Origin of the sequence: Arcanobacterium canis, assembly GCF_029625435.1 — a bacterium.
Taxonomy (GTDB): Bacteria; Actinomycetota; Actinomycetes; order Actinomycetales; family Actinomycetaceae; genus Arcanobacterium; species Arcanobacterium canis.
In genome coordinates this window covers 1594485-1621447 of sequence record NZ_CP121208.1, presented here as the reverse complement: position 1 = coordinate 1621447, position 26963 = coordinate 1594485, and the positions used below count along the sequence as shown (strand labels likewise).

The window sequence follows — 26963 nt, the reverse complement described above, 5'->3', positions numbered from 1 at the left end:
GGTATGCACATTATTTCCTCTCAACGTATTCAAGAGGCCCAAAGGGATGTTCTCTGGGTCTATCTTCCAAAGGAGTAAAATGTATAACCGCACACTTTCAGGCGCTGTGGCGTCTGTGTTGGTTGTTGCTGGAACCGCTGGAACTGCGGTTGCGGCTCCGCAAGCAGTATCGCCCCACGCCAATACGCAATGTGTTGAGGCTGCTGCGAAACTCAATCAGCTCAGTGCCGCTGAGACCAAGCTTGCCGAGGCGAAGCAGGGGCTTGCAGCATCTGAGAAGGCTCTGAAGGAAGCTCAGGCAGCCTATGATGCCGCCGTTGCTGCAGAGCGTGAAAATGCGCAGCGCGCTGTTGCTGCCGCCAAGGTCGCTGTTGACGCCGCTCGCGTTGCTTACAACAAGGCTGTTGCTGCCGATAAGGCATACAAGGCTGCTCAGGCTGCGGCTGAGTCGGCTCCGGTTGATCGCGCGCAGGCTGCTTTCGATAAGGCGCTGGCCGCCGAAGTTGAAGCTCAGGCTGCATACGATGCGTGGAAGGCCGCGGCAAAGAATGTGGAAGGCATCAATCTCGATGCTCTTCGTCGCGACCTTGTGGAGAAGAACAAGGCTGCGATTGCTGTTGATACGGATGCTCTTCGTCGCGATCTCGTAAAGAAGAATAAGGCGGCTATTGCCGTGGACACCGAGGCTCGCAAGGTGAAGCGCGATAAGGCGAACAAGGACGCTATCGCCGCTGGTGAGAGTGTTGCCAAGATGCGTGAGGCTATTGCAGACGCTGCTGCCAAGGACAAGGCGCTTGAAGACGCCAAGGATGCGCTCGCGAAGGCGAAGGAATTTGAGAAGAAAGCTGACGAAGCTGCGCTTGAGGCTCAGAAGGCATACGATCGGGCAGAGGACAAGGCTGGCGACATCGCGAAGCTGAAAAAGGACGTCGCAGAAGCGGAAGCTGCTGAGAAGAAGGCAGACGATGCTCAAGCGAAGCTTGAGAGCGATTTGAAGGCTGCTGAAGATAAAGTGAGCGCCCTCGATAAGCAGAAAAATGATGCGGTACAAGCATATGAAAAAGCCGATGAAGCTGAAGAGTCGGCGCAGAAAGCGGTCGATGTGGCTGAGGCTCGCCTTAAAGAGGGGCTGAAGAAACAAGAAAAGCTTGAGAAAGCTAAGGAAAAAGTTGCTAGCTTGTATGGCAAACTTCGTGGATCTACCCTCGGAACCACCGCTGGACAACCTTCAGAGTTGGACGTGAGTACTACGCAGCTATCAGTGAATGGAAGAAAGTGGAGCTGGACTTTGCTGGCACTGATATCGATGAACTAGAAAGAAATGCAGAATTTCTACGAGGGCAATTCAAGAAGGCAACTGCAGAGAAAAATTTGAGTGTTGATCGGATGAGAGCGCTATATAACAGCGGCCAGAAGACTCATCAGCTTGTTGCTCAGCTGACTGCACAACGCTCCACAATTAACCGGAAAGCCGTAGAAGCTGCGCAGGTAACAAATAAGAAGAAGGCGGCTCTTGCGAAGGCGAAGGCCGCTGCAGGAGGTGTCGATCTTGAGAAGGCTCTCGCTGATCTGAGGGACGCCGCACACAAGTCGATTCGCGCAGGCCAAGTCGTTCGTGATCTTGAGAAGCTTGTCGAAGAAGCACAAGTAAATGCTGACAAGGCCGATGCTGAGGCTCTTGAAAAGAAGTTGGCCGAGTTGCAGGAAGCTGAGCGCAAGGCGGACGCCATCGCTGGAGACGCGAACACAGCCTACGATCACGCAGTTGCCCTGGATAAGGCTGTTGAGGATGCACTCGCTGCATACAACGCTGCGGTTGCCCTGGACGAGGCGAACGAAGCGGCTCTGCGCACCTACAACGACGCCGTCGCTGCCTTTGACAAGGTGAGTGAGCTGTACAACAAGATGGCCGAAGCAAACAAGAAGTCGATCGCTGCTGGTGATTCAAGCACGCTGAAGCTGGCACTGGACAACGCAAAGGACTTGGCTGCAAAGTCTCGCGCAGCCCTGAAAGCTTCGATGGATGCCGGTAAGCCGGAAGCCAAGCTTGCTCTTTGGAATGCTGCGAAGGAAGCTGCCCGTAAGGCCGACGTTCTGAATATGAAGGCTCCGGAAATCGTGAAGGCGGCCAAGGCAGTGAAGGCTGCTAAAGCTCAGCTCATGGCGGCTAAGGATCGCGTTGCCGCGATGGAAACGCGCCTGAAGCTCTCGAAGGAACTTCAGGTATGCCAGGAGCCGAAGGTCACACCTCAGCCGCCGGCAACCCCGGAGACTCCGAAGGTTCCAGAAACTCCGAAGGTGACGCCTCAGCCGCCGGCAACCCCGGAGACTCCGAAGGTTCCGGAAGGCCCGAAGGTGACACCTCAGCCGCCGGCAACCCCGGAGACTCCGAAGGTTCCGGAAGGCCCGAAGGTGACACCTCAGCCGCCGGCAGCTCCAGAAACTCCTCAGCCGCCGGCAGCTCCAGAAACTCCGAAGGCGCCGGAGGTTCCGGCTGATCCGAAGGCCCCGGTTGATCCGAAGGTACCAGCAGCCCCGAAGGCTCCGGCTATGCCGAAGGCTCCAGCTGATCCGAAGGCACCAGCTATGCCGAAGAAGGAAAAGGCCGCTCCGGCAGCTCCGAAGGTGGCACCGAAGAATACGATCACAACTGAGAAGTCCGCACAGCAGCTCCCACACACGGGTGCTTCGACGGGTCTTGCTGCAGGTCTCTCCCTGGCAGCTATTCTCGGTGGTTTGGGCTTGATGACCACGTCGTACTCGCCGCGTCATCGCCGCAATTCCTGATTGATATGAGAAGTGAGATGGGGCCTTGGAATTATTCCGAGGCCCCATCTCATTTCTCTCTGTTGAGTTCGCAGTCGTTTATCGAATGAGCAGGCGATGCTCCTATTCAAACTCCACGATCACCGGCACGTGATCTGAGGCGCCTTTTCCTTTGCGCTCGTCGCGGTCGATTTCCCCGGCCACTGCACGCGTAGCAAGCGCCGGTGAACCATAAAGAAAATCGATTCGCATCCCCTCATTCTTCGCAAAACGCAGACGCTGGTAATCCCAATACGTGTAGTTCGTGGCGAAAGCACGGCTCATCTCCGTCAGCCCTACCTGCTCAAACGCAAAGAACGCCTCGCGCTCAGCTGGCGTGAGGTAAAGGCCGTCGTCCATGGCAGCTGGGTCCCATACGTCGGCGTCGGTGGGGATGACGTTCCAATCGCCCACGATAGCGAACTGCGCGTTGGCGTCGCCCTTAAGCCAGTCGCGGGTAGCGTCTTTCAACGCGCCTAAAAAATCCAGCTTGTAGCGATAGTGAGGGTCGTGAATCGCGCGTCCGTTCGGTACATACACGCTCCACACATCCACCCCATTGATACGTGCTCCGATTGCACGCGCCTCAAGCGGGCCGTCCAAATATCCCACGCCCTCGCGGTCAGTTCCAGCCACCTCGCCCTTCGTGAAGCCCGGCTGACCAGGAAACGACGTGCGCACATCATCGAGTGGTAGCCGCGAAATCAGCGCCACGCCATTCCATTGATTCAGCCCGTGAGCTGCCACATGGTAGCCGGCCTCCTCAAAAGCTGCCAGAGGGAACTGCTCCGGCTTGCACTTAATCTCCTGAAGCGCCAGCACATCAAGCTCATGACGTTCGAGCACAGCCAAAGCCCGCTCCCAGCGGGTGCGGATCGAGTTAATATTCCACGTTGCGATCTTCATAGCCACAACCCTACCCGCCGTATTCAGCCCACAACCATATCCGCGGTACCCTATTTTCTATGGCACAAGCATTGATTACAGGTGCAAGCGCAGGACTGGGCGCTGAGTTTGCGTGGCAACTCGCAGCTGAGCACACCGAAGTTGTCCTCGTGGCACGCAACGCGCAGCGGCTTGAGGCCCTTGCCACACGTATCCACAACACGCTTGGCGTGGAAGCGGAGGTTCTGCCGGCCGATCTTTCCCGTGCCGACGACGTCGCCCGCGTAGCAAACCGCCTGCGCGATCAGGAACGCCCAATCGGACTGCTCGTGAACAATGCGGGGTTTGGACTCGGCCAGGACTTCGTGGGCGGGTCTGTCGAACGCGAACTCGAAGGTCTCGATGTGATGGTTCGCGCGCCACTCGTGCTCTCCCACGCAGCAGCACAGGTGATGGCACAACGCGGCGCAGGGGCAATCATTAACGTCTCGTCGCTCACCTCGCTGACGGCTCAAGGCACATACTCGGCGCATAAAGCCTGGCTGCGTACTTTTTCCGAGTCACTTGCTGCAGAACTCTCCGAGCGCGGAGTGCATGTTAGTGCCGTGACGCCCGGCCTGATTCGAACGGAATTTCACGAACGTTCAGGCGTGGACGCCTCACAGTGGCCAGACTTTGTGTTTGCCGATCCGTCCGACGTCGTCGCCAACGCACTCGACGCCGCCCGCGTCGGCCGCGTCATCACCACGCCAACGCCGCTATATAAAGTCGCAGCCGCTCTCCTGCGAGCAGCACCGCGCTCGCTTGTCCGCAAGTTCGCCGGCCCCGGGCTATCTGGTCGCCAGTGAGGCACCGCGCTCCTTCACTTCCATTGACGCGAAAGGACAGTTGATGTTCACCAACGATCCGCTCAAAGCGGCGATGATCTCCGCAATGTTACCGCTGACCACAGCCTGCGAGATTGTTCCCCGTATTCTTTTCGACGCCGAACGCGGCCCTCTCGCGGGGCACGTTCTTCTTGACCTCCTCGAAGAGAACGGTGCTGGCCCCCAGGAAGCTCAGGTGATCGCCGGTATCGGTGACAGTGCTGGTTTGCTTGCCATGCATGTCCAGGCGGCAGCAGCTTCGCGCGGTCTCGGATACCACGTGGCACTCGCGCGTGAGACGTCAGCGGAGGTGATCGGTGCCGAGAGACTTGAAGGTGCCGACGTTGTCGTTGCCGATACGGGTGCGTCTGATGCGCATCAGATCGGTGAGCTTGTTCAGCGACTGCGTGGAGCAGGTGCGAACGTCCTCGCTGTCGCCGTCCTTGGATGGCCGGGTTACGTCCGCCCTGCCGACGCTGACGCAACTGGTGAACTTCCCCTTTACGTTGCGATTGAAAAAGAAACATGTGTGAAGGAGCCAGCATGAGCACCGATTCGACACCATCGCCCAATCAGTCATCGCCCTGTGCGGGGCTACCTCCTGCATCGGAAGCATCAGGGGGAACTGAACACGAACCGTTGCGTTTCGACTTCAATAAAGAAGTCCTCGTCGGTGTTGGGCCGTGGGAGGGCGAGCTTCCAGACGACCCGCGCTACGACCGCGAACTTCTGAAAAATGGTGACCGACGCAATGTGATTGATAAGTATCGCTACTGGAGTGTGGAAGCGATCAAGGCTGATCTCGACACCACGCGAACCCCGCTGCATATTGCGATTGAAAATCTTGCGCACGATCTCAACATTGGCTCGATTGTGCGCACGGGAAACGCGTTTAACGTGGCCGGTGTACATATCGTCGGCAAGAAGCGATGGAACCGACGCGGGGCGTTAGTGACTGATCGCTACATGAACGTGATGAACCATCCTGACGCCGCATCTTTGGAGCAATGGGCACGCGAAGAGGGCTACACAGTGGTGGCGGTGGACAACACCGAAGGATCCACACCTTTGCAAACGACAGCGCTTCCTGAAAAATGCGTGCTGGTTTTCGGGCAAGAATCCACTGGCCTTTCGCCTGAGCTTCAAGCTTTGGCCCAGATGAAAGTGTATATTGAGCAGTTCGGCTCCACCCGTTCAATGAACGTGGCAGCTGCGGCGGCTGTGGTTCAGTACGAGTGGATGCGTCAACACTGGCTGACGCGCGGCTGACACGCAGCGACGCGGAAAGTTCACTCCAGTACAGCACTATCTGAGGACGCTGCAAGATTTAGGACTTTGAGGTGTAGGCGCGACGAGCAAAGCGTGGAATAATAGAAGACGTCAGAAATTGTCGATAAAGGAGCTCACTGAAGTGGCTATCGCAACCCCTGAGGTTTACAACGAAATGCTTGACCGCGCTAAGGCCGGCAAGTTTGCATACCCTGCTATTAACGTGACGTCTTCGCAGACCCTGAGCGCAGCCATCAAGGGCTTCGCCGATGCGGAGTCGGACGGCATCATCCAGGTGTCGGTTGGCGGTGCTGAGTACTGGTCTGGCTCCACGGTGAAGGATCGCGTTGCTGGTTCGCTCGCCATGGTTGCTTACGCGCGCGAGATCGCCAAGAACTACGACGTGAACATTGCGCTTCACACTGATCACTGCGCTAAGCAGAACATCGATTCCTGGCTTCGCCCGATCCTTGAGCTCGAAGCTGAGGAAGTCAAGGCTGGCCGCCTCCCATTTTTCCAGTCCCACATGTGGGATGGCTCTGCAGTGCCGCTTGAGGAGAACCTTGAGATCGCTAAGGAACTGCTCGCCATGGCCAAGGCTGCGAACACCATTCTTGAGATCGAGATCGGCGCTGTTGGCGGCGAAGAAGACGGCGTTGTGGGCGAAATCAACGAGAAGCTTTACACCACCGCTGAGGATGCTCTCAAGACCATCGAAGCGCTCGGCATGGGCGAGAATGGCCGCTACATCACCGCTCTGACCTTCGGAAACGTACACGGCGCTTACAAGCCCGGCCACGTGAAGCTCCGTCCTGAGCTCCTGGGTGACATCCAGGCTGAGGTTGGTGCCAAGGTTGGCAAGGAATCGCCATTTGATCTCGTGATGCACGGTGGCTCCGGCTCCACCGCTGAGGAGATCGCCACCGCAGTGCGCAACGGCGTCATCAAGATGAACGTTGACACCGACACCCAGTACGCCTTCACCCGCCCAGTTGTGGACTGGATGATGACGAACTACGAAGGCGTCCTCAAGATCGACGGCGAAGTTGGCAACAAGAAGAAGTACGATCCGCGTGCATGGGGCAAGGCTGCCGAAGCTGGCATGGCCGCCCGCGTTGTCGAAGCGTGCGAGCGCCTTGGCTCCACCGGTACCAAGATGAAGTGAGCTAACTAAGCGAACATATTTATCAAGGTGCGGGCGACAGTCTGAAACTGTCGCCCGCACCTTGATTTACTGACTATTTACTGACTATTTCAGCGAAGGAACGGTTCATCGTTTCCTTGGCCGCCATCCATCACGGTTCCCGGGTTTTCTGCCTGGGCAGCTTCAGGAGCTTGAGCCGTTGCGATTTCCGGCTGTTCACCATTTGTCACCTCGCCCGGGATCGGGGCGGAGGAGTTCTGCGTCGGCATCACGGGAGTCGCCGGTGCTGGAGCGACACCAGTGGGATCGCTCGGCTGTGCCTGCGGAACTGACGGAATCGACGGCATCGATGCAGGGGCACCGTCCATCGGCGTCTCAGACCCCTGGTACCTTTGAGCGTCGGCGCCCTTTGTGTGCTTCTTCGCTGCGAGTACCAGCCACGCCACGATTCCAATAATCAGTGCAGCGCCGACGGCGATAGCGATCCACAGGCCGATGCTTGAGGCCATCGAAGCATTCTTCTTGCCCTCAACTGTGAAGCCCTTGGCAAGTGCGTCAATGCCCTCGATGGTGGCGGTGTTCCCCGAAACCTTGACATCGCCTTCGGTTTTCACAATTTCTCCGGGCATTTCAATGTTCATCTTGATGTTGAGAGGGAAGGGGAGTTCCTTCATTTGCTTCAGATCACGTTGTTTGAGACCTGCAAGGCTTGAGCCGTCAAAAATGTAGGTGGTATCGGTCTCTTTGAAACTCTCACCCTTGAAAGAGGCTGAGATTGGCCCCTTCGAGGACAGCTTGCAGTGAAGATTTCCACCGTTAGTCAGATCTTCAACCTTGGTATCTTGATCCTTCGCCTGTGTCTTGAGCTGTTCCTTAAAGGAGTCACAGTTGATTCGATTACCTGCGAGTTTGGTCAGAGCACCATCGGTGTCGTGAATATCCATGATCACTTCAGCGGTTCGGTCTTCGTTGAATTTGACGGACATTGTAGTGTCACATGCGCCGAACAATAGCGCTGCTGGGAGCGCGATCGCGGCGGCCTTCAACCATTTGGAAGCCATGAGAATCCTTTCGTTCGGCATTCCTGGACGTGCCGGGTCATGATGCCGCGACAACTTACGTCAGTCTACCGGAGTGGCGACGCGACACACTGATGATCATGCCCGTACCCTATATGAGCAGGGAAAATGTCGAGCAGATGTGTCAAGCATTGTGATAATCGTTGAAGGAGTTTTCGTGATGCCCTACGAACCACAGTGTCAACAAGAGCAAGTTGATCGCCGTAATTTGCGCTGGGAGGAACATCGTCAAACGCGATATGAAGCGTTGATTGACCAAGTGATGGATGTGATTCGTCGCTACGGCTGCACTGTTTCGATGGATCAAATAGCCAAGGAGCTCGGCACCTCGAAGTCGATTATCTACCGATATTTCGGTGACAAGGTGGGATTGCAGCGAGCAGTTGCCGATCGGTTCGTCAACGGGTGGAAAACGACGGTTGAAGTTGAACATCGCTCGGGACTCGATCTTGAGCAGGTGATGGAACACACGTTGTTCTCATATTTTTCGATGCTTCAAAACGATCCCCATGTTTACGTGTTTATGACGTCGGCTCCGCCAGAAAACGACAGTATCGTGCCGTTGGCTGGTGAAATTGATGAAGCTCTCCTCTCTGCTATCAGTGCAGCCGTTCCTTCCCAAGGAAGTGGCGACGACGAAGGCGAGCGCATTCGGTCACGCGTCTGGGCTGTCGGGATGGTGTCATTCGTGCGCGGAGTGGGTGAACACTGGCTCAATGCTCGCCATGGAGCAGCGAATAATAATGGTGAAACGATAATCGGTGCTGATCAATCTCTTGTTGAGCTTGATGCACGTGCGATGACCTCCCTTGTATTGAGGATGATTATTTCGGCGTTAGGGCTGCAACCCCGCGAGAGCTGACGAAATCTGGGCGAATAGGCGTACCTGCTCATTGGGATGTTCACCAACCTGTCGCCAGTAGTTGTCCCACCATGTGGTTTTCTCGGCGTATCGGCCGTTGATGATTTAGGCTGATTTAGGCTGAACGTCGAAACCGTTGAAGAAGGAGGACGAGTGGACATTCGTGAAAAGATCATCGAAGGCATCGAGCGTCGAAATGGCTCGCAGCCGGAGTTTGTGCAGGCTGTAGGTGAGGTAGTCGATTCGCTGGGCGGCTTGCTTGTGAAGCACCCCGAATACGCCCAGGCAGCTTTGCTTGAGCGGATGGTCGAACCCGAACGTCAACTGATGTTTCGCGTTGCCTGGACTGACGACGCCGGGAAGGTGCAGGTGAATCGAGGCTACCGCGTCGAATTCAATTCCGCGCTCGGCCCGTACAAAGGTGGCCTGCGTTTCCACCCATCGGTCAACCTCTCAGTGATCAAGTTCCTCGGGTTTGAGCAGATCTTCAAGAACGCCCTCACCGGTCAGATGATCGGCGGTGGCAAAGGCGGATCTGACTTCGATCCGCATGGAAAGTCCGACGCCGAAGTGATGCGTTTCTGCCAGGCATTTATGACCGAGCTGTACCGCCACATTGGTGCCCTCACCGACGTTCCTGCTGGTGACATCGGTGTAGGAGGACGCGAAATCGGTTACCTCTACGGTCAGTACAAGCGCATTACAAACCGCTTTGAAGCCGGTGTGCTCACGGGTAAGGGACTCGATTGGGGCGGCTCATTGGCTCGCACTGAGGCCACCGGCTACGGCTTGGTGATGTTCGCTCGTGAAATGCTTGCTACCGCAGGTGACCGCCTGGAAGGGAAAACTGCTGCGATTTCAGGCTCGGGCAATGTGGCGATCTATGCTGCGGAGAAACTTGAGGCCCTTGGCGCCAAGGCCGTGACTGCCTCGGATTCAACAGGGAGCATCTACGATCCGGAAGGAATCGACGTCGCGCTTCTCAAGCAGATTAAGGAAGTCGAACGCGGACGCATTGCGGAATATGCGCAACGTCGCAAGAGTGCTGTCTATCGCGAAGGTGCGTGCGTTTGGGACGCTGCAGAGGTTGATCTCGCCCTGCCGTGTGCTACGCAAAATGAACTTGATGAATCCGACATGGCCACGTTGATCAAGGGCGGCGTGAAGCTCGTCGCTGAAGGTGCCAACATGCCGCTGACCAATGCGGCGATTGACGCGGCAAAGGCCGCTGGTGTGCTGTACGCGCCGGGGAAGGCCTCGAACGCAGGTGGCGTGGCGACGTCGGCACTTGAGATGGCGCAGAACGCAGGCTTTGCTCAATGGTCATTTGATGAGGTTGAAGCCAAGCTGGATGACATCATGTGTAATATCCACACCTCGTCGCTTGAAGCGGCAGACGCCGTTGACGCACCTGGTGATTACCAGGTGGGCGCGAATGTGGCTGGCTTTACCAAGGTTGCGAACGCGATGCTCGCACAGGGAATCATGTGATGAAACGACGAATTTCTTCGCAGGACGGGCTAGAAGCAATTCGGGCTTACGCGCATGGGGGAGAGGTGTCGCGTCCGACGCTGATCACTGCTGTGCGTTTTGCACTTGAAGAATTTGCTGAGCGTCATCCAGGTCATGCGGTGGAGATTCGTGTGCCCTGGATCGGGGCTGTCCAAGCAATCGAAGGAATCAACCACCGACGTGGCACTCCACCGAATGTTGTGGAAATGGATGGCCAAACGTGGCTCGATCTTGTGGTGGGACGCGAAGTTGATACACGCACCATCTCGCACTCAGGCACGCGTGCAGATCTCACGCCGTATCTGCCACTTTTTGGCCCAGCACAGTTGGGACTCTGAGGCCCACAAGCCTCAGTTCGTGTCATCGAGCAATCTGGGTGGTGCCACGATAAACGTTAGTGGAGGGCGAGGCCATATGGCCTCGCCCTCCACTAACGTCAGTACGAGCTGGAATTACTTCCAGTCGTTTTCATCCCAGTCATCTGTTGCTGGGGGAACCTCGTAGTGATCCGGATCGTACTCCTCCCAATCACTGGCGTCATCATCCTTCTCATTGTGAGAAGTCAGTTCACGCTCGAGTGCCTGGTAATCGGTTTCCGGGCTGAAGTACTTAAGATCGCGTGCTACTTTACGCTGCTTGGCTCTCTGACGGCCGCGCCCCATAGGCTCGACCTCCCTCAACTCTCGAAGGGGCATGATGCCCCAAATGTTTCACATCAATTTCCGGCCTCAGTTTACTCGTTTCCTCGCGTGAACTCTACGTGGAACGTTCGCTGCGGCCGAACTGTGCTCAATTACTTATCTATGGATAACCTATTTCTTGAAGATTGCTCGCGCAACCAAACCAAGAATGACGGTTCCTGCTGCGGCAAGGATGCCGATAGCTTGACGATCTCCGTTCTTCGCGGCAGCAAAGAACTCCGCTGCTTTCTCCTTTGCAGCATTGACCTTGGCAGACGCTGCAGTCTTGGCGTCTTCTTTTAGGCGCTTCGGATCAAGCTTTGCTGCCAGTTCATTGACTGTCGCGGTCATTTCATCGCGCACGCGCTGCATATCTTTTTCGATTTGCTCGGGCGTGCGGTTATCGGGGGTATCGTCATGCACTTCGTAATCTTTAGCAGACTTACGCGATGCATCTGCAGCTGCCTGAACCCTGTTCACTGCTTCGCTCACTTTGTGAATCCCTTCTTTACTGCGTCCACGTCCTTTATCAGACCCGCCTTCGGATCAACAACGTTCTGCTTGGACGACTTAAACTTTGCCAACGCCAGGAGCGTCAGGATAACCATGATCAGGAGCACAATTCCAGCCACAGTGAGGAAAGCAGCCCATACCGGCATGATTTTTGCAAAACCGGCGACCGCTGCTCCCAACAAAAGGGTGAGCAGGTAGAAAGCGAGTACACCGACAACGGCGAGTAATGCGCCACCGATGCCAAGTTTTGTGACCTTTGCCTGGAGCTGAACTGTGGCGTATTTCAGTTCGTCGCGCACGAGCGCTGAGAACTGTGCGGTGATCTTTGCAACCAGTTCGCCGATTGACGACCCCTGCTTCGGATTGTTCTCTAATGTCACGTTTGGCTCCTTAATGCGGCACCCACTTGGCGCCACTGCTACCTTTCTATGGTATAAGACGCTTGCCCTTTGCGCGCGTGAGTACAGGTAATTCGCTCTCGGCGTTCAAGCCTGCCGTCTCCAACACCACCGTGCATAGGATAGACGCATGACTGAAATCACCATTGGCGGTACGTCCGCGGTAACTGTTGGCTCGCTACCCAGCGTCGGGGCGACGGCCCCTGATTTTGCCCTAGTCGGCCAAGATTTGACTGAACTCAAACTGGGAGATTTCGCGGGTAAGCGCGTTGTTTTGAATATTTTCCCATCTCTCGACACTCCCACGTGTGCCGCATCAGTTCGGCACTTTAACCCCCTTGCCTCTTCCCTCGACAACACAGTAGTGCTGTGCGTTTCGATGGATCTTCCTTTTGCGGCGTCGCGTTTCTGCGTGGCTGAAGGACTCGACGACGTTCTGCCAGCGTCAGCGTTCCGCTCAACCTTTGGTACAGATTATGGCGTGACTTTGAGCGAGGGCGCGTTCGCCGGGCTACTTTCGCGCGCGGTCGTCGTCATCGACGAGACTGGCACAGTGGTGTACACCGAGCAAGTTGCAGAGTTAACTGAGGAGCCAAATTACGATTCAGCGGTTGCGGCGCTGTAGCGTCGCTTAACGCAGGTGTGGAACCTTAAGAAGACGATGGACAGTCCAATCGGCTTTCGTCTGAGCACGAACGCCATCGGGTGTGAGGCGCACCGCGCGTAAACCAGCGGCATGTGCTGCCGTTACATCGATTTCACGATCGCCGACAGCGAGTGTGCGCGACGGTTTGAGGTCACTGCGCTCAAGTATCTCAAGGAACATCGTCGGATCTGGCTTGCGCGGGAATCCGTCGGGGGCGCAAATCATATCGGAGATGAGATGCGAAAGATCGTGTTGTTCAAGCAATGTTGTGGCTGATGGACGATCACGGTGAGTGACAATAACATTTACCCCGCCGTCGCCAACAATTGCCTCCAGTGCTCGCCGTGCTCCGGCGATTAACGGAGCGGGAGTGTCCTGCCACGACGCTTTTAAGGAATCGTACGCCGCGTGTAATTCTCCCTCTGAGATAAGGAAACGCTGTGCGAGTGTCTGAATAGCGGAGGAGATCGAACGCCGGGTCAATATTGCTACGCCTGCGGGCGAAATCTCGCCCCCGGCGTCGGCAACTTTTGCCGCAAACAATGCATTGACCGGCGAATACGTATCAATGAGCGTGCCGCCCATATCCCATATCACGTTCACACCGCTAGTTTACGGCGTGCTTGAGCGTGAAATCTGGGAGATTTTTCCTAGCATATCTTCGATATGGCCCGACGTGAGCTGGTGGCGCAACGCGTGAAGAGGTATGCATGATCACGCACCGTATTAGGGATTCCATTCGGTGTTCAGTACATTAGTTTCATGGTCAAAACATTCGCGGCCCCACATGCTCGGGCAATGAAGCCGGCAGTGCTGTTGGTCAACCTTGGGACACCTGATTCGTTAGCGATTGCAGACGTGCGCCGATTCCTTCGCACATTCCTGACGGATCGACGCGTGATCGAGATGCACCCTGCGTTATGGAGGCCAATCTTGGAAGGCATCATTTTGCGTGTCCGACCGCGTCATGCTGCTTCTTTGTACGCTCAGATTTGGGGAGAAAAAGCAGGTGAGGGGGTTGTGGGGTCACCATTGATGCACTGGAGCCAGGCTCAGCGTGCCGAGCTTGACCGACGCTTAGGGGCAGACGCCGACGTCTTCCTCGCGATGAGGTATTCGGCGCCCACCGTTCGACAGGTGCTCACTGACCTGCAGCAGCGTGGTTACCGACGCGTGTTGGTGATGCCAATGTATGCACAGTATTCGGCGACGACGGTGGCGAGTGTGATGGATGAAGTGTCTCGGTGGTCACTAGAGAATCGCGATCAGCTGGAGTTTCGGATGATGCGTTCTTTCCCTACCGATGCACATTACATCGAGGCCGTAGCGAGTGCGATTGAGAAGGTCTGGGAAGATCGGGGCACTCAGCCGAATTTTTCCCAAGGCGAGCGTTTGCTTTTGAGCTTTCATTCCTTGCCGCAGGCGATGGTGGACAGTGGCGATCCGTATGTTCGAGAGTGTGAGGCGACGGCGAAGGCCGTGGTACACCGGCTCGGGCTTGATTCTGAATATGACCGAGGTGTTCTGACAACGTATCAATCTGTATTTGGTCCGGCCAAGTGGGTAGGCCCGGCCACTATTGATACTGTGCGTGAGCTTGGGGCTGCTGGTGTGAGACGTCTTGATGTGGTGTGTCCAGGTTTTGCCACAGATTGTCTTGAGACACTTCAGGAAATCAATATTTTGAATCGTGGCGAATTTGTGAAAGCAGGTGGGCCAGCAGACGGTTTTACCTATATTCCTGTGGCGAATACCGCGCCAGCATTCATGGATAGCATGGAACAGCAGGTGCGTCGAGGAATCAGCGGTTGGGGATTATAGGGCAAAAGCAAAACCCCGATGAATCATTGATTCTCGGGGTTTTGGTGGCTCCGACCGGCGTCGATCCGGTGACCTTTCGATTTTCAGTCGAACGCTCTACCAACTGAGCTACAGAGCCAGTGAGAAAAAACGCCCGGAAACCGGGCGATTCTTCCGCGACCCTGACGGGACTTGAACCCGCGACCTCCGCCGTGACAGGGCGGCGCGCTAACCAACTGCGCTACAGGGCCAGATTTTGCTTTCGCAGCTTCTGGCGAAGCCGTACCCCCAACCGGATTCGAACCGGTGCTACCGCCGTGAAAGGGCGGGGTCCTAGGCCGCTAGACGATGGGGGCCTAGATAACCAACAAGTTGGTTACTTGCTCGTTCCGAATCCTCGGTGGAACGGGTATTAGTTTAGCCTGAATCGCACGAGGTTTGCAAAATCAAAAGAGTATGACGTGCGTCACTCGTAAAGTGGTGGTATTTCAACGTTTTGCCAAAGAAGTTGCAGGGAATCTCCGGTGGTAGGCAAAAACTGTCATATCTTCTCGGTAGGCTTGAGACATGTTCACCCACTGGTTCGTTCAAGCAGTCATGGCGAAGTCTCCGACACCGTCGCCCACGCCATCCCCGTCGCCGTCGTCGCTGGAAGAAAAAGCTCATGAAGTAGTCGAAGCGTCTTTCGACGTGATGCAGATGGTTATCGGGGTCGGGGTCGGTGCGGTTGCGGGTCTCGTCGTTGGCCTAGTTTCCATCGCGTTTCTCACTGCGATGGTTGCTCGACGCAAGCACCTGAAGCCGATTATCCATGCAGCTGCGCGTCCGATTGACGTGTTGCTGATTGTGATCGGGGCATGGTTCGGCTTCAATTTTGCTGCCGCAAACACTGCCCAGGGTGTAGAGCCGTATTGGTTCGCGTATGCGAGCCAAATGTTCCTCATCGCGGCAATTATCGCTGGCACGTATCTTGTCGCGTCGATTGCGAAAGGTATCGTCACGTCGATCTATGCCCGCGTCAGTGAGCTATCGAGTTCCAAGGCCGCCCGGATCGAAACGCAAACACAGATCCTGCATCGGGTGATTCTGGTTGCGATCTGGTTAATTGGCTTCGCTGCGGTGCTCCTCACATTCCCCGGTGCTCGGGCGGCGGGAGCGTCGTTATTAGCTTCGGCGGGCGTGTTATCTGTAGTCGCCGGTATTGCTGCACAAGGCACACTGAGCAATATCTTTGCGGGGCTGCAGTTGGCTTTCTCTGACTCGATTCGTGTTGGTGACATCGTTGATTTCGAAGGCAATTACACAACGGTTGAGGAAATTACTTTGACCTATGTGGTTCTTGCGATTTGGGATGGACGGCGAATTATCGTCCCTTCGCAGCGTCTTGTGTCACAACCGTTCCAAAATTGGACGAGGCGTGCGCCCGAAATGTACGGTGATGTGACGTGGCAAGTGGACTGGGCGGTTCCCGTCCAGGCGATGCGTCTTGAGGTGGAGCGTTTACTGGCCAATTCTGATCTTTGGGACGGTCGCCTTGGCGTTTTTCAGGTGAGTGACGCCAGTGGGACAAACCTCGTGGTTCGCGCGGTGATCTCCGCAAAGGACTCCTCCACGTTGGTTGATTTGAAGAATTATCTGCGCGAACAAATTGTTTTGTGGATCCAGAAAGAGGCGCGCCAATCGATCCCTCATCAGCGTGAATATCACCATGAAAGTGTCTCTATTGAAGAGTCGCGTGAAGTAACAACTGCTCTCGTCGAGGCGCGCCTGGCTGAGGAAAAGAAAGCAAAGCAGCAAGTGCGTGAGGCGCAGACTGCGGTGCGCAAACCGAGCTATCTGTCCACGTTCGAGCTGGAAAAACAAGACGTTCAGTCCACACGAGTCCTCACTGCTGCTGACATGAAAATCCTTGCGCAGAAAGCAGAATCGGCTTCAAATCCTGACGATACCGAGGCCAAACCCACTCAAAGTGCTGCTCGATCTTCCTCCACAGCGTCTTCCGCGGGAACGCCGTCGGGAAAGATTGCGAACCGTGGAAAGTCGATGGCGAAAGCGGCAAGAGAGTTCGCCAGCTCGGGGAAGTTTAAGCGAACATCGATTGCAGAGCGGCTGAGCCAATCTGCTACTCAAGAAGCTCACGAGTCGCCTCTGAACTCGCCATTAACAACCACCGCGAATGTCAAACCCGGTCACGAAGCCTCACTTTTCTCGGGTTCCCCTGAGAACGAACAACGAGCGGAAACATATGCTGGCCCAGGTGAGGAAGCCTATGAAGAGCGCAAGCGCAAAGTCGATGAAGCTAAAATCGCGGCGAAAGGTAACCCAACCGCGATAGAATCTGGCGACACCGCTAGTGACTCACAGGCGGCTCAAGGAGGCGAAAATGACTGAGAAGAAATACCCCAAAGCACGCACGGAGGAAGAGTGGAAGGCCCAGCTCACACCCCTCGAATACAATATTTTGCGCGCTGCGGGAACCGAGATGCCTGGCACGGGCGCGCTTTTGAATGAGAAGCGTTCGGGAATGTACCTGTGCAAAGCCTGCGGAGCAGAGCTGTTCACGTCTGAGACTAAGTTCGATTCGTTCTGTGGATGGCCTTCATTCTTTGATCCAGATGAAAAAGATGCGGTCGAGTACATTGAGGACACGTCACTGCCTGGACGCCCACGAACCGAAGTGCGTTGTGCTTCGTGTGGGTCGCATCTCGGGCACGTTTTTCCCGATGCTCCCCAGACTCCCACTGGCCTACGCTACTGCATGAATTCGGCATGTTTGACATTCGTTGCGGATGACGGCTCTGTCTCCGGGGCGGAGGGCTGATCGTGAGAATCGGCACATTCAATCTTCAATACGGCACAACTGCCGATGGGTGGCGTCCTTCATCGAAAGCTCTTGTTGCACTAGCTCAGGAACTGAAAGAAGAAGAACTCGATCTGCTCTCGTTGCAGGAAGCTGATCGCTTTAACATTCGTTCGAATTTTGCTGACCAAGCGAAGATCCTTGCTGACGAACTCCAGATGTATCACCACTTTTCCCGTACGACATTCGGTACTGGAATTGCAATACTTTCGCGTAAACCGATCACTCGTGTACACGACCTTGAGCTTCCGAAGGTTCAGTGGGCTTTACGTACTGGGCAAAAGGGGTATGTTGGCGGGTTGCGATTCAAGCCGGAGCAACCGCGGCGCGTGACGTATCTTGAAACCTCTGATTCGGGCAAACCCCTCATTTTTGCTTCTACCCACCTTGAGGCGTCAACGATCACTCTTCGAGTGCAGCTTGCAGTCGCATTGGCGGGATTTGCGCGAGTTGCCAGATTAGATAAAGCACATGTGGACGATGCATTCGAAGATGGCACTGCGGTGACATCAAAAGGTGGTGCGCTTCCTGCCATGATTCTCGCTGGTGACTTCAACACTGATCCAAGCATCGTTAATGACGTCAGTCAGCATCTACTCGCAAAGGCTGCAGAGTTAGTGAAAGATGATCGCCCATGGTGGATGGGCGAGTCGCTGCCGCAATTTACACAGCTGGCAGAGGGGCTGACTTTCCCGGCCTCGGAACCGACCAAACAAATCGATCACCTTCTTGGTGTCGGTGTAAGTGCAAAAGATGCACACACCCGTCGGTTTACTATTTCGGATCATCTCGGGCTTTTTGCTGAGGTGGAGCTGGATTAGGCGGAACACCGCTTCGCAAGGTGCGGGCAAAGTGCAGGATTGAAAAATAAGAAAAGCGGCGATTAATCGCCGCTTTTCTGTTGTTTGGGTTCAACAAAAGATGCAAGAAAACAACTAAAGCAGTCGCATCATTGACCAGATTTTCCCAGCGAACAAGGCAATCTTTGACTCATTTGATCCAAATATCATTTTACTGACACGCTAGATGAACAGCGCTTAAAGATTCCAAGAACTCGGCTGCTCACAAAAGTGAACCCCCATAATCTAGTGAGTCAAGGCTTCGTGCAATGGTGAACCTCTACAGGCTTCGCCCTGTCCGCTCTAACATAATTGCGACCTTTGATGTACGTGCCAAGTGATCCGCCAGTTCGGGCAATAACATTTCAGCCAGCGTCATCACGCCTGCATGAGCAGCTTTAGTTTGCCGAAGATTTCTTTCACCAATTAACACTTCATGATGCGACGATTGGTTAACTGGAGATGCTGAATCAAAGAGCCAGTGCTCGCTTCCATCAAAATTTGAGCTAATCACTTCGTCGTACCTGTTTCGCAAGGCAACCTCGACATGCGCAATGTCATGCATCAAGGCTTGCGAAAGTTTACTATTTAGCTCGTACAGTTCAAGGGCAAGGTTTTCTGAACCACTAGCAAGTTCAAGGTAAGTTGCTAAACGTGCAGGCGACAGCCATAACTCAAGCCAATTACTATCGGCTGATTTCATGACAATGTCACCTCCCAAAACAGCAAGCAGATACGACATTGCCCCGGCGAGAATAACTCTACAGTTTCCTGCAAGCCAGAACTCCACCGGGGCTTCGCGAACTAGTCTACCAAATTTTGCAGCAAATCGCTGAGATACGCCTGACCCCGTTGAAGCATTCTCACTGACAAGAAATACAAGGGCGACGCACTCTTGCAGAAGCGGTTCACTGCTGGTTTTCTGACAAAGAAGTTGGTGAAGAATGAGGGGCAGGCGCCGCAGTATTACGTTGAGGGTAACCACGAGGCGATTATTGATCCGGAGGTGTGGGAGCTCGTCCAACACCTAATGCGCACTACTCCGAGTAGTGGCCGGGCTAACCGCACTTTCTCGTGTGTGGTGTTCTGTGAGTATTGTGGTGGTTTGTATGGTGCGAAGACTTGGCATTCGACCAGTAAATATAAGCGGGTGGTGTGGAAATGCAATCACCGATACGAGGTAGAGCACCCGGGTAAGACCCCGACGATTACGGATGAAATGTTGCAGGGTGAGCTTGAAGTCATCACCGAGAAGATTGCGATTGCCGCTGACGGGCAGATCAGTATGGAATTCAAATGCGAGGTATAAGGAAACCTACGACACCACTTTGAGTCCAATAATGCCAGATACGATCATCAACAAGAAAACAATCTTTAACACTGATGCAGGTTCTGTGCCAGTAAGCATCGCATATACAACTGTCACTGTGACACCTATCCCCACCCAAACTGCATAGGCCGTCCCTGTCGGCAGATCTCGCATCGCAAAAGCAAGCCCCAACATGCTAAAGATCAAAGCAATCACGAAAGTTATGGACGGGACGATTTTCGTGAAGGCTGCGGATTTACCGAGGGCAGTTGCCCACACGGCCTCAAGTAGTCCAGAAATGATGAGCACAAACCAGTACACGGCCACTCCTTATCTTATGTCAGAAAGGTAATATGGCCGTCGTACTTTAACTACCCAACAATTGGCGGTTCCGGGTACGGCTCCCTCGTCCGGCTATTTCAACCCTACCTGAACTTCTGCTGCCAGATTGAATCTTCGGTGGCGATTTTCATCTCAGTACCTGCGTGGCTCGAACCCGCGTAACTAGCACCACCACACGCAACAACAACCTAAAGTCTCTCTGACCAGGGCTTTTGGAGCTTCGTTGTAAGGTGAACCAACGATTGCACGAAGAAGCACCCAGCGAGTAACTGTGTTACTTGCTGGGTGCTAATGGTTGTTTGCACTCAATAAAAGATACAAAGCCCCGGGCAGTCACAGAGCACTGGATAACCGTATTTCCCCTTGAAAACAAGGGTTTTCACGTGATCGTTAGCCGCCAGCATCCCGCCTGCAGTTGCTTGCCGTTCTACCCGGCACCACGACGGGGATATCCCACCTCATATTAAGTGAACCCACGGCTGCTAGACCATGCGAACATCGTGCAATGGTGAACCTTAACGAGATGATGACCTCTGCCCTATGAAAGCAGTTGCATCCTCAATAACGAGTTTCATCATCCCTGAGACAGCTGCCTCCATCAATCCAAAAGCAGGTGATCCAGATGCATCAACCGGCATAAAGAACTCATCATCCTCAACTTTTTCATTCCAGGTTGCCAAAAAGTCTCTCGAATACTTAGGGTAAAGGACTTTCTCTAAGCATGCGGTCAAGAATAGATTCAGGTTATGACTCTGAGGTCCGTCCTTCAGTCGAATCATATAGCTCTCAGCCAAAATACCCGTAGGCTCTTTCTGTGCATACACTTTACCTGCGGCAATTTCACCGTTATACACAATGGAGATACAGTTTTCAAAGGTTGCAAATTCCCCTTCGCGACCCCAATACATGATCCCGTTATCGCCGAACTTACAGTAGACCGCTGGGACGTTAAATTCTGCATCGCGCCATTTGCGAACGTCCTTCTTGGCTGCCTTTTTACCTGGCAACTTTTCGAACACATCACCAATCCGAAAACTCTTCCAATTGCAGTCAAACACCTGTTGAAGAGCTAGGTTTTCGTCATCAGACAAAGTGAGATTGTCAAAGCCAGATACTTCTAGATAGGCAACCAGCTTCTTCAGATGCTCATCTTCAAGGGCAGCAACAATTGCTTCTATGTAATCAAGATCGATTTTTCCATGTTTGCTTGGCAAGTCGATTGACTGAGCCGTGAGAACGCGCTCAAAATCTCTAACTAACCCTTGTTTCAGTAAAGGCTCAAATTTGTTCAGCAGAGCAGTGAAAAAGACCGCGCTCGATCTGCTTAAATTAAAGCCTTTAGGGATGAGCCTTTTAGTGAACTGACCCGCATAGAAGTCTTTCTCCATATAGAAGAAACGCATGCCAAGCATGCCGACGGCTATACATCCTCCAGGGATCTTATGTTCATCGTCGAGGTATTCGACGTATCCAAGAACCCCGTTATTACTTACGGTGCGCGTGAAATAGGCATAATCACCATTGTCTGAAAATGTGAAACTGTCCTTGTTCAGCTGCTTGTTAGCCGAGACATCAAATAGGTCACCCACCAGGAATGTGCCCCAACTAGTTTCGGTGAACCGCGAATCTAGTTGGGCTTCTATTTTCCCAATGAAGAATCAGTCCTACTCGAGTTTTGGATTACTTTGCCAACTTCCCAAGCAAGATAATCGCCAATTGTTTTCTTAAGATCAGCAACAGTGGGCCGGGTATCAATAGGTGCGCTCTGGTTCCAGTCTGCACCGTCGGTAGGGTCAATATGCCCCTCGAAGTAACAATCTTCAGGGATAAGGTTTCGCTTATGAGCTCCAAATCTAACCAGATCTGCAACCTCTTGATACTTCTGCTTCGCATCCCCGGTATCTCGAAGATTTACTCCACTCTTAGCTTTCCGACGATTAGCTCGCGAATAGCCATCATCTGAAAAATCAATAAACCTGACCACGTCATCTTTATGATGTGGTTGCCCAACTCGAAATACATATATGTTGGTTTGAACAGAGGATTTTCCAAGAAATAAGTCGACAGGCATCTTGATGCTCGCAATAAGGCTATTGCGTTCAAGAATCTTCTGATTAAATTCACGAGCTTTACCTGATCCAGCAGAATTCTGAATGATCACGGCAGCATAACCTGTTTGCATAAGTGACAGTGCTCGCTGGACGAAAATCATGCCGTTGCCCGGCTGAGAGTATGGCGGGTTGAGCACAAACGCTGTGGCGGGGAACTGCCTATCAGTTGCCCCAAAACCATATTTTCCTGAGTAACGTAGCGAATCTTCGTTGAGCAGGTTTGAACTGCCGTCGCCCATCATGATCATGTTGAGCACCGCCAACATGTAGATGTTGTCCAAGATCTCAAGCCCCAGAAGTTGCTCTGCCTTTATTTGAGCTATCTTTCGATGCAACTCGTCCGGGGAATCAATTTTTTCTTGAGCGTCAATGATCATTTCGTTCATAGCCGCTACCAACAAGCCTGCAGAACCTGTTGCAAAATCCCACACATACGAGTCTTTATCTACCCGAGTCAACTTCGCTAGAAGTGTTGCAACGTATGAAGGCGTGAGAACAACATCATTTAGCTTGTCCTGGGTGAAACCCAGCCAGCTGTACATTTCATTAAATAGCTTGCCCGTGAAGTCAGTGGTGAGGCCGATCTTGTAGTAAATACCGAGATCTTCGACAACCTTTCGGAAGATTCTCTTTAGCTGGGTCTCGCCTTCAATTGGCTTGTTGAGGTTTTGCGTAGTTAGTGTAGGTGCGAGAGTCCCGACTATCAGTTCCTTTTTTTCGATAGGAATATTTTTCTCGGCTAGGAAAGACTCAATCTTACGAAGGATCTTCGCACCATCAGTTTCTCCGCGTTCAGTTCGAGATTCAAGTTCCTTTAGCTCTAGTGGGCGAACCTTTCCAGGAACTCCCAAGGTAGCGATAATTGAAGCTGCTACCAGGTAGACTCTTGCGTTCTCTGAAATCCCCTTCTCATTTTGATAAATATCGTTGTTCAGCTTGCGCAGATTCGCATCAATTTGACTTTCGCGTTTCTTCTTAATTTCCTCCAGAGCATCTGGAGAAAGATTGAGATTGTTGATCCGTTCAACAAAATCCTCAAAATTCTCTTTTTTGAGGAACGAAAGGTCGGTAAACGTCCCAATACGCTGACCCGCGCCAAAGTTTCGCTTCGATACGTAATAGACACCGATTTCAAGTTGTAATTCACCAAAAGAATCACGGTGACCAGTAACACCGATTGCGATTACATCTTCAAAACTTGTGTGATGAAGAATTGCATTCGCATAGTGAACCGCACCGTTTACGGCGAATTCTTTAATGTTTTTATAGTTTGGCTCATCCTTGCTCGTCACGTTATCTACGTTCGAAGAAGAGTCGAGCTTGACCAACTTCCCTTGATAGCCCTTGTACTCGATGAGCACCGGCCAATGACGCTCTGTTGAATCTGTTAACAGCAGTGAGGCGTCGGGGCGATTGCCACCCTTGCCACCACCCTTAGACTCATACTGGAGAAGAGCTTGCTTAATTTCATCGTTTGGAGCATCTTGTTCTAAGTAATAGGACAGCCCATAATCGCGAAGCCATCCATTAACCCGATCAGCGACTAGTGGCTCAACCGATTGCACACCTCGTGCCATCCTTCACGCCCTTCAACATCAACGCCTTATTGCTGACAAAACAGCGCAATTAGAGGCAATTCGATCTGTTCTACACTTGGAAATTTTACAATCTCACCTGCCCACCTACTAGGTTCGACACGTATGCGCTTGATAGGGACGCATGATACGCTTGTACGCATGTTAGCGAACAAGCGTAAACGGAGCCACAGCAATGGATAGCCACCTAAAGTTTGGGAAGTTCATAGAGAGCAAGCGCAAGGGTGCCCGCCTTACGATGCGCGCATTTGCCGAGAAGGTAGATATGGCAGCGTCCTACATTTCGGATATCGAGAAGGGTCGTCGCGCTGCCCCTGACAGTAAGCTCGAAACAATCGCTTCTGCACTCTCGCTGACTTCAGTTGAGCGTGAAGAAATGTTTGACCTAGCAGCGCTTACGCGGGACGACCAAACTCCTACTGATCTCACTGACTACATTCGCGAGACCGACAATGCCCGCGTTGCTCTACGGCGCGCCAAGGATCGCAATTACTCCGACCAGGATTGGCAGAAGATTATCGACATCATTGAAGGCGACGGTGGCCGCCGTTGACCGATGTCCACATTCCATACCTAGAACGCTCCGTTATTGAGCGCAAAGCCATGAACCTTGTCAATGCAACCTTTGGCAAGGATGCAGTCTTTGAGCCAACCATCGTTGACATTCACTACTTGGCAGAGTTTCAACTCAACGCCACCATTGACTACCACCGTCTCTCGACTGACGACACCATCCTTGGCTTGTCCGTTTTACGAGATGGCAAAGTAAATACCTTCGGGCCGCGCGGCGGCAAGCATCGGGTGCAGCTCACTGAAAACACCATTGTCTTAGACAGTAAGGCACTGGCTGACTCACCTGAATGTCGCGAGCGATTCACTGTGGCGCACGAGTGTGGGCATCTGCATTTGCACAAACATTGCTTCGCGCATACCAACTCCGTACTGGCTCCCATTCAGGAACATCGGGTTGATTCACTTGATGAGTGTGAGATGCCGAAGAAGTATGCCAGCTCCGCCGAGTGGCAGGCTAATCAGTTTGGCGCAGCCCTGCTGATCCGTTGCCAGCGTTTCGAATGGCTTTCAAAGACCTCACCCCTGGCGGGTGGTACGCGATCACTGATCAATCAGAAAAGGAGGACATTGTGCAAGCACTTGCTGATTTGTTTGCCGTTTCACGGCTGTCGGCTGCAATTCGCATTGACACTCTGAACCTGGCCGCATAGTAGGTATGCCCAACTGAATGGTTGGCGTACCCATTTTTTTTACTCACTTTGTTCACAAGTTAGCGAACAAGCGAACAAGATACGAAAGGACCGGTGACAATCGGACATTGAAACCAATTAAGAACGCCGCAGGTAAAACCATCTGCAAAGTCGACGAAGACCTGGAAATCATCGAAATCCAAGTCAAAGGGTGCCGCACCTACCTCTGGTTCGAGCACGGCCACATCTTCAGCCTGAATGAACCAATCCCGCCAGACAAACTCCACAAACGAGCCTGACTGGCCCACCAACTCTTCATAACTGAATAACTAGATCAATTCATTCGATCCGTTAGAACCGCAAAGACGGGCAAGGATCACGCAAACCACTACCTCACAGCAGGTAGATCCCGTCAACGAAAACTACATGATGGACTTCATCAACGAGTGGGCAAACAGGCCATAGACACCAAAATTGTTCGTTACGGCGGCGTAGTGTGCGTGCTTTAGCTCCATGATCTGCCAGCGTATTTTTACCCGTTATGAAGTCTAAAAACGCAGCAAAATCACGAGCTTGGATATTATTGCTCCGGCTCTGGCTAACACGGCAGGTCGGGCATCGAAATCGTGGTTTCCCTGCTCGAGTCGAACCCCATTTCTGGGTCGTGCCGCTACAAATAATGCATCGAGGATTTCCCATCCCTTAATTCAAGCCGACTTCAACACCGACTTTACGGCTTATCCAAGCCAAAAAAATACCGTAAAACCAACACGATATGGCCAACCAAAAACTCAAGTCAAAACGAGTTCAAACCCCACTTTTCACTGATACACCAACAAAAAAACAGACGGGGTAATGTTCAAAGATCGTTGCTAAAGATCGGGTTTTTCGTTGGTATCGCAGGTCAAACTAGGGATTATTAACAGTGGGCGTGTTAAAGGTTTTGAATCGTTGACACTAAACGCGTTATGTGCATTGAGTGAAAATCCGCAGTACGCGCGCCGCCAAATGCCCCATCTGTGACCAGCCAATGAAGAAAAACGGCAAAAATCCTTCAGGAACCCAGCGCTGGTATTGCACCCAGTGTCGCTATAGTTCCACTCGCAAGCGAGTAGTAGATCAACGCCTCTTACAGTTCAAGGAATTCCTTGACTACGTTACCGACACCCAGCCATTGCGGCTCGCTACCGGTGTTTCACGGTCAACCTGGAACCGTGATCACGCCTGGTGCTGGAACACTCGCCCGATCTGGGAACCCACCGGCGAGGTCTATGAGCAAGTCTTCATCGACGGGACCTATATCAGCTACGGCTGGTGCGTACTGACGGCCTCGACCATCATCAACAAGAAAACAAAAGTGATTGCCTATCAGCTATGTCAGCGAGAGAACAAAACCGCCTATAGTGCCCTGCTGGCACGTATCCCACCCCCGGTCATCGTCACCACGAACGGGGACCGAGGAGCACTCGCAGCGATCAAAGCTTGCTGGCCAGATACCCGTATCCAGCGCTGTGTGGTTCACGTCCAACGTAACATCCGCACTGTAACGACGACCCGACCCAAGATCGACCAGCACAAAGCCCTCTACAACCTCGCCCTCAACCTCACCCGCGTCACGAGCATCGATCAGGTCATCGCATGGCAGAAGGCCTTGGCCGCGTTCCATGGCTTGTATGACACGTGGCTTGCGGAGAAAACCTACCGGCATGCGGTCCCGGCCGCCCAGGTCCCCAAATTCGCGAGAAACAACAAAACATGGTGGTATACCCACCACGACACCCGCCGCATGGTCCGTGCTCTTGACCGCTATGTCAAGGACGGCGTCCTGTTCACGTTCCTCGCCTTGAACCTGCCCGTATCCCCGCCACTAGCGTCGTCAACCAACAGTTTAGAAGGCGTGGTCAACTCGCCCCTCAAGTCATATCTGAAAGCACACCGTGGATGGTCCGAGTCCCACATGCTCACCGCCCTTGACTACTACCTCTACACCCGCAGCCCCGAACCTAAGCCGCTGACCGAGTTCATCAACAACCGTGCCCAACCACAGGTGTCGCAAAAACCAGACCTCGATCCAGGCCCGGTCGAGATCGATACTCACATTGATCTTCAACAGCCCTGGGAAAACGGACTCCACATCCAAAAAGGCTGGGCCGGTCGCTCAAACTAAACACGACACGCCGCCATTAGCAACGATTTTTGATTATTAACCCAAACAGACCAAAAACCAACACCATCTGGCCTATAAG

Annotated in this window: 29 protein-coding genes, 3 tRNA genes and 1 pseudogene; 19 read left to right on the top strand and 14 right to left on the bottom strand. The window is 53.4% G+C overall.

Going from position 1 to position 26963, the window contains the following annotated elements:
* Window positions 1–79 precede the first annotated feature (79 nt).
* Both P7079_RS07320 and P7079_RS07315 read left to right on the top strand, forming a co-directional pair.
* Entirely contained in the window at window positions 80–1315 is a 1236-nt protein-coding gene (locus tag P7079_RS07320) for a hypothetical protein (RefSeq protein WP_278012618.1), read from the top strand.
* The gene (locus tag P7079_RS07315) at window positions 1276–2787 is read left to right on the top strand and encodes a PspC-like choline-binding domain-containing protein (protein ID WP_278012617.1); all 1512 of its coding nucleotides are present in this window, start codon (window positions 1276–1278) and stop codon (window positions 2785–2787) included. Before P7079_RS07320 ends, P7079_RS07315 begins: the two co-directional genes overlap by 40 nt.
* A 102-nt stretch (window positions 2788–2889) precedes the next feature.
* On the opposite strand, the gene P7079_RS07310 is transcribed toward P7079_RS07315, so the two are convergent.
* Complete coding sequence (locus P7079_RS07310; RefSeq protein WP_278012616.1) at window positions 2890–3711, bottom strand: exodeoxyribonuclease III; 822 nt, start codon at window positions 3709–3711, stop codon at window positions 2890–2892.
* Between the two features lie 59 nt (window positions 3712–3770).
* Here P7079_RS07310 and P7079_RS07305 point away from each other — a divergent pair, with 59 nt between their 5' ends.
* From P7079_RS07305 to fbaA, 4 genes are all read left to right on the top strand, one after another.
* Window positions 3771–4538: an SDR family NAD(P)-dependent oxidoreductase gene (locus P7079_RS07305; protein ID WP_278012615.1), complete on the top strand. Its 768-nt coding sequence runs from the start codon at window positions 3771–3773 to the stop codon at window positions 4536–4538.
* 43 nt (window positions 4539–4581) lie between these two features.
* The gene (locus P7079_RS07300) at window positions 4582–5103 is read left to right on the top strand and encodes a hypothetical protein (protein WP_278012614.1); all 522 of its coding nucleotides are present in this window, start codon (window positions 4582–4584) and stop codon (window positions 5101–5103) included.
* Window positions 5100–5825: a TrmH family RNA methyltransferase gene (locus P7079_RS07295; RefSeq protein ID WP_278012613.1), complete on the top strand. Its 726-nt coding sequence runs from the start codon at window positions 5100–5102 to the stop codon at window positions 5823–5825. Before P7079_RS07300 ends, P7079_RS07295 begins: the two co-directional genes overlap by 4 nt.
* A gap of 142 nt (window positions 5826–5967) precedes the next feature.
* Window positions 5968–6990 carry a class II fructose-bisphosphate aldolase gene (fbaA, locus tag P7079_RS07290; RefSeq protein ID WP_278012612.1) on the top strand — a complete coding sequence of 341 codons (1023 nt, stop codon included), beginning with the start codon at window positions 5968–5970 and terminating at the stop codon, window positions 6988–6990.
* Window positions 6991–7079: 89 nt separating this feature from the next.
* Here the strand turns inward: fbaA and P7079_RS07285 are convergent, their stop codons facing one another.
* Entirely contained in the window at window positions 7080–8030 is a 951-nt protein-coding gene (locus P7079_RS07285) for a hypothetical protein (protein ID WP_278012611.1), read from the bottom strand.
* Between the two features lie 178 nt (window positions 8031–8208).
* On the opposite strand from P7079_RS07285, the gene P7079_RS07280 reads away from it, so the two are divergent.
* The 3 genes from P7079_RS07280 to P7079_RS07270 all read left to right on the top strand — a co-directional run bounded on the left by P7079_RS07280 (window position 8209) and on the right by P7079_RS07270 (window position 10760).
* On the top strand, window positions 8209–8910 hold the full coding sequence (locus P7079_RS07280; RefSeq protein WP_278012610.1) for a TetR/AcrR family transcriptional regulator: 702 nt from the start codon (window positions 8209–8211) through the stop codon (window positions 8908–8910).
* Between the two features lie 153 nt (window positions 8911–9063).
* Window positions 9064–10401, top strand: a complete 1338-nt coding sequence (gdhA, locus tag P7079_RS07275) for an NADP-specific glutamate dehydrogenase (protein ID WP_278012609.1) — start codon at window positions 9064–9066, stop codon at window positions 10399–10401.
* A complete protein-coding gene (locus P7079_RS07270; RefSeq protein ID WP_278012608.1) occupies window positions 10401–10760 on the top strand; it encodes a sterol carrier family protein in 360 nt (119 codons plus the stop codon). The genes gdhA and P7079_RS07270 overlap by 1 nt, the downstream gene beginning before the upstream one ends.
* 114 nt (window positions 10761–10874) lie before the next feature.
* On the opposite strand, the gene P7079_RS07265 is transcribed toward P7079_RS07270, so the two are convergent.
* The 3 genes from P7079_RS07265 to P7079_RS07255 all read right to left on the bottom strand — a co-directional run bounded on the left by P7079_RS07265 (window position 10875) and on the right by P7079_RS07255 (window position 11995).
* The gene (locus P7079_RS07265; protein WP_278012607.1) at window positions 10875–11084 is read right to left on the bottom strand and encodes a DUF3073 domain-containing protein; all 210 of its coding nucleotides are present in this window, start codon (window positions 11082–11084) and stop codon (window positions 10875–10877) included.
* Window positions 11085–11234: 150 nt separating this feature from the next.
* Complete coding sequence (locus P7079_RS07260; RefSeq protein WP_278012606.1) at window positions 11235–11594, bottom strand: DUF3618 domain-containing protein; 360 nt, start codon at window positions 11592–11594, stop codon at window positions 11235–11237.
* Window positions 11591–11995 (bottom strand): phage holin family protein, encoded by a 405-nt coding sequence (locus P7079_RS07255; RefSeq protein ID WP_278012605.1) that lies wholly within the window; start codon window positions 11993–11995, stop codon window positions 11591–11593. Before P7079_RS07255 ends, P7079_RS07260 begins: the two co-directional genes overlap by 4 nt.
* A 148-nt stretch (window positions 11996–12143) precedes the next feature.
* Between P7079_RS07255 and tpx the strand changes: the two genes are divergently transcribed.
* Complete coding sequence (gene tpx / locus P7079_RS07250; RefSeq protein ID WP_278012604.1) at window positions 12144–12638, top strand: thiol peroxidase; 495 nt, start codon at window positions 12144–12146, stop codon at window positions 12636–12638.
* Between the two features lie 6 nt (window positions 12639–12644).
* Here the strand turns inward: tpx and P7079_RS07245 are convergent, their stop codons facing one another.
* Window positions 12645–13262, bottom strand: coding sequence for an HAD-IA family hydrolase (locus P7079_RS07245; RefSeq protein ID WP_278012603.1), 618 nt, complete (start codon window positions 13260–13262; stop codon window positions 12645–12647).
* A gap of 159 nt (window positions 13263–13421) precedes the next feature.
* Here P7079_RS07245 and hemH point away from each other — a divergent pair, with 159 nt between their 5' ends.
* Complete coding sequence (hemH, locus tag P7079_RS07240) at window positions 13422–14480, top strand: ferrochelatase (protein WP_278012602.1); 1059 nt, start codon at window positions 13422–13424, stop codon at window positions 14478–14480.
* A 42-nt stretch (window positions 14481–14522) separates the two neighbouring features.
* Here the strand turns inward: hemH and P7079_RS07235 are convergent.
* From P7079_RS07235 to P7079_RS07225, 3 genes are all read right to left on the bottom strand, one after another.
* Window positions 14523–14598: transfer RNA gene (locus P7079_RS07235), tRNA-Phe, on the bottom strand.
* A gap of 38 nt (window positions 14599–14636) precedes the next feature.
* Window positions 14637–14710, bottom strand: a tRNA-Asp gene (locus tag P7079_RS07230).
* A 32-nt stretch (window positions 14711–14742) separates the two neighbouring features.
* Window positions 14743–14815: transfer RNA gene (locus P7079_RS07225), tRNA-Glu, on the bottom strand.
* A 211-nt stretch (window positions 14816–15026) separates the two neighbouring features.
* Here P7079_RS07225 and P7079_RS07220 point away from each other — a divergent pair.
* The 3 genes from P7079_RS07220 to P7079_RS07210 are packed head-to-tail and all read left to right on the top strand — an operon-like array spanning window position 15027 to window position 18140.
* Complete coding sequence (locus tag P7079_RS07220) at window positions 15027–16850, top strand: mechanosensitive ion channel family protein (protein ID WP_278012601.1); 1824 nt, start codon at window positions 15027–15029, stop codon at window positions 16848–16850.
* Window positions 16843–17280, top strand: coding sequence for a peptide-methionine (R)-S-oxide reductase MsrB (gene msrB, locus P7079_RS07215; protein ID WP_278012600.1), 438 nt, complete (start codon window positions 16843–16845; stop codon window positions 17278–17280). Before P7079_RS07220 ends, msrB begins: the two co-directional genes overlap by 8 nt.
* 2 nt (window positions 17281–17282) lie before the next feature.
* Window positions 17283–18140, top strand: a complete 858-nt coding sequence (locus P7079_RS07210) for an endonuclease/exonuclease/phosphatase family protein (protein ID WP_278012599.1) — start codon at window positions 17283–17285, stop codon at window positions 18138–18140.
* 298 nt (window positions 18141–18438) lie between these two features.
* Here the strand turns inward: P7079_RS07210 and P7079_RS07205 are convergent, their stop codons facing one another.
* Entirely contained in the window at window positions 18439–19143 is a 705-nt protein-coding gene (locus P7079_RS07205) for a hypothetical protein (RefSeq protein ID WP_278013637.1), read from the bottom strand.
* Between P7079_RS07205 and P7079_RS07200 the strand changes: the two genes are divergently transcribed.
* Window positions 19054–19467 carry a recombinase family protein gene (locus P7079_RS07200; protein ID WP_278012598.1) on the top strand — a complete coding sequence of 138 codons (414 nt, stop codon included), beginning with the start codon at window positions 19054–19056 and terminating at the stop codon, window positions 19465–19467. The genes P7079_RS07205 and P7079_RS07200 overlap by 90 nt on opposite strands.
* A gap of 6 nt (window positions 19468–19473) precedes the next feature.
* Here P7079_RS07200 and P7079_RS07195 read toward each other — a convergent pair whose 3' ends face one another.
* The 3 genes from P7079_RS07195 to P7079_RS07185 form a co-directional block, all read right to left on the bottom strand.
* Window positions 19474–19788 (bottom strand): DMT family transporter, encoded by a 315-nt coding sequence (locus P7079_RS07195; RefSeq protein ID WP_278012597.1) that lies wholly within the window; start codon window positions 19786–19788, stop codon window positions 19474–19476.
* A gap of 536 nt (window positions 19789–20324) precedes the next feature.
* The gene (locus P7079_RS07190; protein WP_278012596.1) at window positions 20325–21398 is read right to left on the bottom strand and encodes a restriction endonuclease subunit S; all 1074 of its coding nucleotides are present in this window, start codon (window positions 21396–21398) and stop codon (window positions 20325–20327) included.
* 50 nt (window positions 21399–21448) lie between these two features.
* Window positions 21449–23485: an HsdM family class I SAM-dependent methyltransferase gene (locus tag P7079_RS07185; protein ID WP_278012595.1), complete on the bottom strand. Its 2037-nt coding sequence runs from the start codon at window positions 23483–23485 to the stop codon at window positions 21449–21451.
* Between the two features lie 205 nt (window positions 23486–23690).
* On the opposite strand from P7079_RS07185, the gene P7079_RS07180 reads away from it, so the two are divergent.
* From P7079_RS07180 to P7079_RS07170, 3 genes are all read left to right on the top strand, one after another.
* Window positions 23691–24068, top strand: a complete 378-nt coding sequence (locus tag P7079_RS07180) for a helix-turn-helix domain-containing protein (RefSeq protein ID WP_278012594.1) — start codon at window positions 23691–23693, stop codon at window positions 24066–24068.
* The gene (locus P7079_RS07175) at window positions 24065–24724 is read left to right on the top strand and encodes an ImmA/IrrE family metallo-endopeptidase (protein WP_278012593.1); all 660 of its coding nucleotides are present in this window, start codon (window positions 24065–24067) and stop codon (window positions 24722–24724) included. Before P7079_RS07180 ends, P7079_RS07175 begins: the two co-directional genes overlap by 4 nt.
* A gap of 121 nt (window positions 24725–24845) precedes the next feature.
* Window positions 24846–25016, top strand: coding sequence for a hypothetical protein (locus tag P7079_RS07170; protein ID WP_278012592.1), 171 nt, complete (start codon window positions 24846–24848; stop codon window positions 25014–25016).
* A gap of 100 nt (window positions 25017–25116) precedes the next feature.
* On the opposite strand, the pseudogene P7079_RS07165 reads toward P7079_RS07170, so the two are convergent.
* Window positions 25117–25416, bottom strand: a pseudogene (locus P7079_RS07165) (transposase-like zinc-binding domain-containing protein); the annotation flags it as partial.
* 280 nt (window positions 25417–25696) lie between these two features.
* On the opposite strand from P7079_RS07165, the gene P7079_RS07160 reads away from it, so the two are divergent.
* Window positions 25697–26884: an IS1249 family transposase gene (locus P7079_RS07160; protein ID WP_278012591.1), complete on the top strand. Its 1188-nt coding sequence runs from the start codon at window positions 25697–25699 to the stop codon at window positions 26882–26884.
* Window positions 26885–26963 lie beyond the last annotated feature (79 nt).

Bases quoted from the DNA above. Each gene is read 5' to 3' on its own strand.
- P7079_RS07320 (WP_278012618.1), top strand. From the start codon at position 80: ATGTATAACCGCACACTTTCAGGCGCTGTGGCGTCTGTGTTGGTTGTT.
- P7079_RS07310 (WP_278012616.1), bottom strand. From the start codon at position 3,711: ATGAAGATCGCAACGTGGAATATTAACTCGATCCGCACCCGCTGGGAG.
- P7079_RS07305 (WP_278012615.1), top strand. From the start codon at position 3,771: ATGGCACAAGCATTGATTACAGGTGCAAGCGCAGGACTGGGCGCTGAG.
- P7079_RS07300 (WP_278012614.1), top strand. From the start codon at position 4,582: ATGTTCACCAACGATCCGCTCAAAGCGGCGATGATCTCCGCAATGTTA.
- P7079_RS07295 (WP_278012613.1), top strand. From the start codon at position 5,100: ATGAGCACCGATTCGACACCATCGCCCAATCAGTCATCGCCCTGTGCG.
- P7079_RS07285 (WP_278012611.1), bottom strand. From the start codon at position 8,030: ATGGCTTCCAAATGGTTGAAGGCCGCCGCGATCGCGCTCCCAGCAGCG.
- P7079_RS07280 (WP_278012610.1), top strand. From the start codon at position 8,209: ATGCCCTACGAACCACAGTGTCAACAAGAGCAAGTTGATCGCCGTAAT.
- P7079_RS07270 (WP_278012608.1), top strand. From the start codon at position 10,401: ATGAAACGACGAATTTCTTCGCAGGACGGGCTAGAAGCAATTCGGGCT.
- P7079_RS07265 (WP_278012607.1), bottom strand. From the start codon at position 11,084: ATGGGGCGCGGCCGTCAGAGAGCCAAGCAGCGTAAAGTAGCACGCGAT.
- tpx (WP_278012604.1), top strand. From the start codon at position 12,144: ATGACTGAAATCACCATTGGCGGTACGTCCGCGGTAACTGTTGGCTCG.
- hemH (WP_278012602.1), top strand. From the start codon at position 13,422: ATGGTCAAAACATTCGCGGCCCCACATGCTCGGGCAATGAAGCCGGCA.
- P7079_RS07220 (WP_278012601.1), top strand. From the start codon at position 15,027: ATGTTCACCCACTGGTTCGTTCAAGCAGTCATGGCGAAGTCTCCGACA.
- msrB (WP_278012600.1), top strand. From the start codon at position 16,843: ATGACTGAGAAGAAATACCCCAAAGCACGCACGGAGGAAGAGTGGAAG.
- P7079_RS07180 (WP_278012594.1), top strand. From the start codon at position 23,691: ATGGATAGCCACCTAAAGTTTGGGAAGTTCATAGAGAGCAAGCGCAAG.